This window comes from Flavobacterium sp. (assembly GCF_035299005.1).
Lineage (GTDB): Bacteria > Bacteroidota > Bacteroidia > Flavobacteriales > Flavobacteriaceae > Flavobacterium.
In genome coordinates, this window is sequence record NZ_DATGXL010000007.1 from 94727 (window position 1) to 100726 (window position 6000).

Sequence of the window (6000 nt, forward strand, 5' to 3'; positions counted from 1 at the left end):
ATCTATATCCAATGGATTAAAATCCATCGCCATAAAATTAAACGTCCCTACAGGACTTACACGCAACATCACGCACAAGAGCCAGCGGCTCGACCCATATCTTAAGACTAGACTTTAGTCCAGTCGAGTTATAAAGCACCTAGCCTTCTCCAAAAAAAAGATAGTGGCTTCGAGAGCCTCAGCCACCATCTTTCACCACTCACCACTCACTTCTCACTTCTCCCTCTTCACTTTTTACTTGACTCTTTTTACTTGACTCTTTTTACTTGGCTCTTTTTACTTCTCACTTCTCACTTTTTTTCGGGTTATTAACAATTAACGCTCCTTTTGAGCAAAAAAAGCGTCTTTTTCGATTGAGATATTAACCAATAACTAACAACTTATCAATAATATAACCAATGATAATCAATAACTTATAAATTTTATAAATTAATTTCAACTGTTTTCTGTTGAAAATTTACTTAGCAAACCTCTAAGATATTTCCGATATTTGTAATCAGAAAAATAATAATCGCCATGAAGCAAGAAAACAACGAAGTAACCCTACTACAATCGAAAGTAGCCGAGATGGAACAAACCATCAATTTATTACAACACCAAGTAACACATCAGGAGGTATGGTTAAATGGGTCAGAAATAAAAATAAAATTTAAAATTAGTGATAGTACGCTATACCGCTACCGCAAAAACCACATCATTCCTTACACCAAGTTAGGAGGACGCTACCTCTATCCAAAAAGTTTCTTTACAAAATCACTATTCAAAAAAATCCACAACAGCGATTTAATGTAGACTTTTTTGCAGGCACAGGCGCATTACTTTAACCTACTCACTTTTCGATATATTATTTGCAGCACCCCCCTGTCAAGTCCCACCACCAATAAATAATAGACCTTCTCACTTTTTACTTGGCTCTTTTTACTTGGCTCTTTCCCCACATTCCTCCCACTTTTCTTCGCAAAAACCTTCTTTTTAGCCAGCTCATCCGAACAAGACCCGAACGAAACCCGAACGAAACCCGAACAAAACCCCTATGAAAACTAGTCAAACTAGTTAAAAATAGTCAAGACCGGTCAAAACCAGTCAAAACCTATCTACTTTAGGCACAAGCAATCAGCTCATGTCAATCCTAATCAATCGCCTTTAAAACATGTAATTTATAGTTGAAATAAACCAAATTAAGTTATTATAATTCAGCTACTTGTACAAAACAAAAACACGCTTTAGTTTTGCTCTGTTCTTTGAATGCGCGCTTCAAAAACAAAGGTTATTTATTAATTCAAAATTTTTTATTTACAAAATGGGAACTTATAACAAAGGAATCCTAGGAGCATTTTCAGGGAAAGTGGGTCCAGTAGTAGGCGCCACATGGCGAGGAAAAGAGGTAATGCGCAGTTTACCTAAAAAAAGTAATCGTGTAGCTACCGCAACACAAGAATTACAACGCTTGAAATTTACAAAGGTTACGGAATTTTTGCGTCCGTTAAGTCCCGTGTTAAAGCGGTATTATGGAAATGACACCGGAACCAAAACCCGTAGAAATCAAGCCATGTCGTATCACATGAAAAACGCGCTTAATTATATGGATCCTGATTTTATATGGGATTATCAAAAAGTACAAATAAGCCGTGGCGATTTAACAGGGTTTGACGATGTAGCTGCAACCCCTGGAACAGGGCAAAGCATCGACATCAACTGGACCAACAACAGTGGACAAGGAGAAGCTTTGGCAACAGACAAATTGGTCTTAGTTATCTACGAAGAAACCACAAACACTAGTTTGTACAGCCTAAACTCAGGTGAACGTGGTGATGAAACGGCAAATTTTAGTGTACCTGCTTTTTTGAGTGGATTGCCTGTTCAAGTGTGGGCTACCTTTGTAACAGCTGATGACAAAAGCTTTGCTACAAGTCTTTACTTAGGAGAAGTTACGATTACCTAAACACCTCTTCTTAGTTCAGTGTTCAAACCACTAAGAAACAAAACTCTTTACCGATTGGTAAGGAGTTTTTGTTTATAAGTAACATTTTTTATAAATTATTCTGCGTTTTTAATTGTTGAGTTTTTTTTACAAAGTTTATTAAATCATTTAATAAATTACTTTCCGTTTCATTTAAACTTTTTTCCGTTTCTTGAATTTCAAATTCTCTTTTGGGTAGTAAGAAATCACCATTGTTTAGTCCTATTAAAGAAATGAACAAATAGTTTATGGAAAATATTTTTAAAATTATGATTAGTTTAGAAATGAAAGTGACGTTTTTTATGTGTCTTTTTTCGTGAATACATTTTCGTGATACATAAATCAAAAGAAGTAAGTTAAAGAAAATTAAAACATATATGTTATCACGGCTTTGATTTAGAATAAATAGTTGAAATAACGAAAATGCTAATGATAGGATGATAGAATATAAAAAATAATAACTACCCCATTTTAATTCTGCTTCAAATTTTTCTTTTATTTCTTCTGTTTCCATCTTTTTAATTTTCCTCTTTTTACAATTTTTATTTAGGAGCTATTTTTGTTGTAGGCTTGTTACTAACACGTACTACTGATAAAGATTCGCTATTGAAATACCTAATATTGAGGCACTCGAAGCCACCGTAACAATTACCTTCGAGTGCCTCAGGCAACGGTTACAGTAATTCTGATGAAAATTGATTATTGTGAATATCTAGATGGTGGCTGAGGCACTCGAAGCCACCATTCAAAAATTATTGAACGCGAGTAAAAACAATTGTTTCTTCTTTTTTAAATGTTTTTGGTCTAACATTCTCATAGCCTAAACACAATTTAAACGAATCATCATCTATTTTTTGAGCAATACCTAGTAAAGAATTACTATGTTTTTCTCCTACAATTTTAACAATAATATCTATTTTCATTAACGCCTCAGAGTCATCAAACTTGTAGGTCATATTAGCTTTTTTACCATTCTCAACAAAATCTTTCCCTCCCATTTTATTCCCTTTGCTATCTTCAAAATAGGCATACCCATCAGCCTGAAAAACAATATAACCAATTTCTTTTTTATCATCACCTCTCCATTTACCCACAATATTAAATGTAGGCTTTTCAAGAGACGTAAATGAATTTAAACTCAACGTAACTACTAATAAAAAAATAATCTTCTTCATACTAAAAGGAATTAAATATAATAACAACCAAATATAAAGAAAAAAGCAATAAGCAAACTAAAGAAAACGAAACCCACTCCCAACTAAAAATTATAACACTAAAATAATAGCCGCCCAAAATAAAAACTCATATTACCACTTCTCACTTCTCACTTCTCACTTCTCCCTTCTCACTTCTCACTTCTCACTTCTCCCTTTTCCCTTTTCCCTCTTCACTTTTTACTTGGCTCTTTTTACTTGGCTCTTCTTACCTCTCACTCCACCATCTGCATGCCGACAAAGACAATACCTTATCAAAATTTTAAATATATTTGTAAAGTATAGCATGTTATAAAACAGCACCAACCCATGATGAAATTTTTTATTGCACTAATAGTCCTTAGCAGCTACAACAGCTTCAGTCAAGAAAAAGGACACCTCACCTACAAAGAAGTCTTTCAAGACACCACACGAATCATCCTTACAGAGGAAAACAATACCTACCAACCCGATTATGTAGTTACAATCAAACACGACAGGAATTTTAATGAGGCACTAAACACCATTAAAAATGAACCAAAAAAATTCCTAATTGTAGTGTATGATGCACCAAATATAGAAACATATAACAACTACCTACATTATGTAGGCAACTATGTGCTTGATACACAGCGTCACATGTATTATGGCTATGAAAAAGAGTTTGATCGATTTGAATTCTGCTTTATCAAAAATACAGACAAAGCATACACCAATACTTTTAAAAAGCAAATGAATGCTAGTATTGCCTATTACAATGCCTCTGGAGATTGTTTATATTATTTAGAAAGACCCGTAGCCGCTGAAATGGAATTCTACGAATGGGACACCTTATACAAGGATTTGATTAACGCTAATAAATTAGTGACTTGCGACAAATTATTTACTGCTGAAAACACAAGTATTAAAGACATGAAAAATGCTTTTCTCATAGCCTCCGACATCAACCATTGGGAAACAGGTGATTTCATTATGGCAGACGAAGAAACTGAAGAAACATTGAATTATTATAATTATTTAGACGAAGCCGAGCAAGGATATCAACTAAAAGCCAGTAAAGAACTGGTTATACAACGATGGAAAAATACAATTGAAATTCTTGCCAAAGAAAGCACCCTTGACAATCGAATCATTAGTGCTATTATTAACGAACTTTCCAGACAAGGCTTTAGCAAAGCACTTTTTAACGAATCGAATAAATTATTACGGGAGGATGACTTTGTAGCACTAGCCTACCTATTCAATAACTATGACGAAATTGTAACTAAAACAAGAGCGGATTATGACTATTTGTATATGGATGAACACAGTCTGATTTACAGCATCATGATACCACTAAGAGAAACTATGGACAAAGACAATCAACCAAGTAATGAATCAGTCCAAAAAGCCATAAACTATTTCCATAAATTAATGGCTAACTATGAAGAAAATACGATAATTGAAAGTTACTTCATTTATTCTTTGAGTTTTACCGATGAAACAACAGAATTCCTAAAAAATTATGACCATTATTTTGCCAAATACGCAAATGGTTCCACCAATTTAATCACAAACTTAGACAAATATTACAACCTAGAAAAAGAGAGTAATGACGCATTACAATGGGAAAATTATAAACGTGAATTTGTTGCTTTAGCTAATATCTCTGCAACCTTTATATTAAACCATTCCAAAGAGAAAGATAAAATTCAAAAAGCCATTTATTGGTTAGAAACATGCTTACCGATTGATGAGAAGAAACACGAAAGCTTTGCTACTTTATCCAAACTATATTATTTTTTTGGCGAAAAAGAGAAAGCATTAGCAATGGCAGTTAACGCAATAGATTATGCAAAAAAAGAAGCTGCCGATGAAGAATTACTTTCCGAATTGGTAAAGAACAAGAAAAAAATAAAAGAAAACACCTATTAATCAAATGCAACATATGAAACCTTTCAAAATACTCCTTCTTTTTTTATTAGTGATTACTTCCCTAAACACCTTTTCACAAACGAGTGAAAAAACAAATTGTACAGTACTCAAAGATTGCAAATTGCAGTACTTTGAAATAGATAACACCACAACGTATATCATCATCAAAGGTCCTAAATTTGTTGAATACATAGATGGTGGTAAAAATTACATCAAATCCGATCTAGAATGGATTAACGAGTGTGAATACAAAGCAACAATAACCGAAATTACTGTTCCAAACACCCCTTATAAAATTGGAGATTTCATGACCGTAAAAATAGATCGTATCAGTAACAAAATTGTGTATTACACTGCCACATTCCAAGGTTTTTCCTTCACTGGAAAATTTAAAATTATAACGTAGCTTTTACCTGCAACATTCCAACAAAATCATTATGACAAACGAGGTAATACATTTTCAAAGTTTCCTCACCTCATAGCTTTTAAAAATTTCTAAAATTCCTTCAATCTGTGTTCCAAAAACCTGAAACCTGAAAAATTCATTTCCATTAGCCTTCGACAAGCTCAGGGTGACAATCGTGACAATATATTTCTCTAAGATTTCCCCTATAGCTTTTAAAAATTACTTCAATTCCTCAAATCTGTGTTCCAAAAACCCTTTCCATTAGCCTTCGACAAGCTCAGGGTGACAATCATGTCAATATATTTCTTTTAGATTTTCCATATAGATTTTAGAAATTTCTAAAATTCCTTCAATCTGTGTTCCAAAAACCTGAAACCTGAAAAATTCCTTTCCATTAGCCTTCGACAAGCTCAGGATGACAATCGTGTCAATATATTTCTCTAAGATTTTCCATATAGATTTTAAAGATTTCTAAAATTCCTTCAATCTGTGTTCTTTAAAAAAATCCGCCACCATTCAAGTGCAAC

6 protein-coding genes are annotated in these 6000 nt (G+C 33.4%); 4 read left to right on the forward strand and 2 right to left on the reverse strand.

Features of this window, described 5'->3' with window-relative positions:
• Positions 1 to 516: 516 nt before the first annotated feature.
• Both VK164_RS04785 and VK164_RS04790 read left to right on the forward strand, forming a co-directional pair.
• Positions 517 to 792, forward strand: coding sequence for a helix-turn-helix domain-containing protein (locus VK164_RS04785; RefSeq protein ID WP_324208264.1), 276 nt, complete (start codon positions 517 to 519; stop codon positions 790 to 792).
• Between the two features lie 508 nt (positions 793 to 1300).
• A complete protein-coding gene (locus VK164_RS04790) occupies positions 1301 to 1942 on the forward strand; it encodes a DUF6266 family protein (RefSeq protein WP_324208265.1) in 642 nt (213 codons plus the stop codon).
• Between the two features lie 88 nt (positions 1943 to 2030).
• On the opposite strand, the gene VK164_RS04795 is transcribed toward VK164_RS04790, so the two are convergent.
• Positions 2031 to 2474, reverse strand: coding sequence for a hypothetical protein (locus VK164_RS04795; RefSeq protein ID WP_324208266.1), 444 nt, complete (start codon positions 2472 to 2474; stop codon positions 2031 to 2033).
• 238 nt (positions 2475 to 2712) lie between these two features.
• Entirely contained in the window at positions 2713 to 3135 is a 423-nt protein-coding gene (locus VK164_RS04800) for a hypothetical protein (RefSeq protein WP_166236097.1), read from the reverse strand.
• Between the two features lie 348 nt (positions 3136 to 3483).
• On the opposite strand from VK164_RS04800, the gene VK164_RS04805 reads away from it, so the two are divergent.
• Entirely contained in the window at positions 3484 to 5067 is a 1584-nt protein-coding gene (locus tag VK164_RS04805; protein WP_324208267.1) for a hypothetical protein, read from the forward strand.
• 121 nt (positions 5068 to 5188) lie between these two features.
• The gene (locus VK164_RS04810) at positions 5189 to 5473 is read left to right on the forward strand and encodes a hypothetical protein (RefSeq protein WP_324208268.1); all 285 of its coding nucleotides are present in this window, start codon (positions 5189 to 5191) and stop codon (positions 5471 to 5473) included.
• Positions 5474 to 6000 lie beyond the last annotated feature (527 nt).

Coding starts and splice junctions, on each gene's coding strand:
- VK164_RS04795 (WP_324208266.1), bottom strand. CDS start 2,474: ATGGAAACAGAAGAAATAAAAGAAAAATTTGAAGCAGAATTAAAATGG.
- VK164_RS04800 (WP_166236097.1), bottom strand. CDS start 3,135: ATGAAGAAGATTATTTTTTTATTAGTAGTTACGTTGAGTTTAAATTCA.
- VK164_RS04790 (WP_324208265.1), top strand. CDS start 1,301: ATGGGAACTTATAACAAAGGAATCCTAGGAGCATTTTCAGGGAAAGTG.
- VK164_RS04785 (WP_324208264.1), top strand. CDS start 517: ATGAAGCAAGAAAACAACGAAGTAACCCTACTACAATCGAAAGTAGCC.
- VK164_RS04805 (WP_324208267.1), top strand. CDS start 3,484: ATGATGAAATTTTTTATTGCACTAATAGTCCTTAGCAGCTACAACAGC.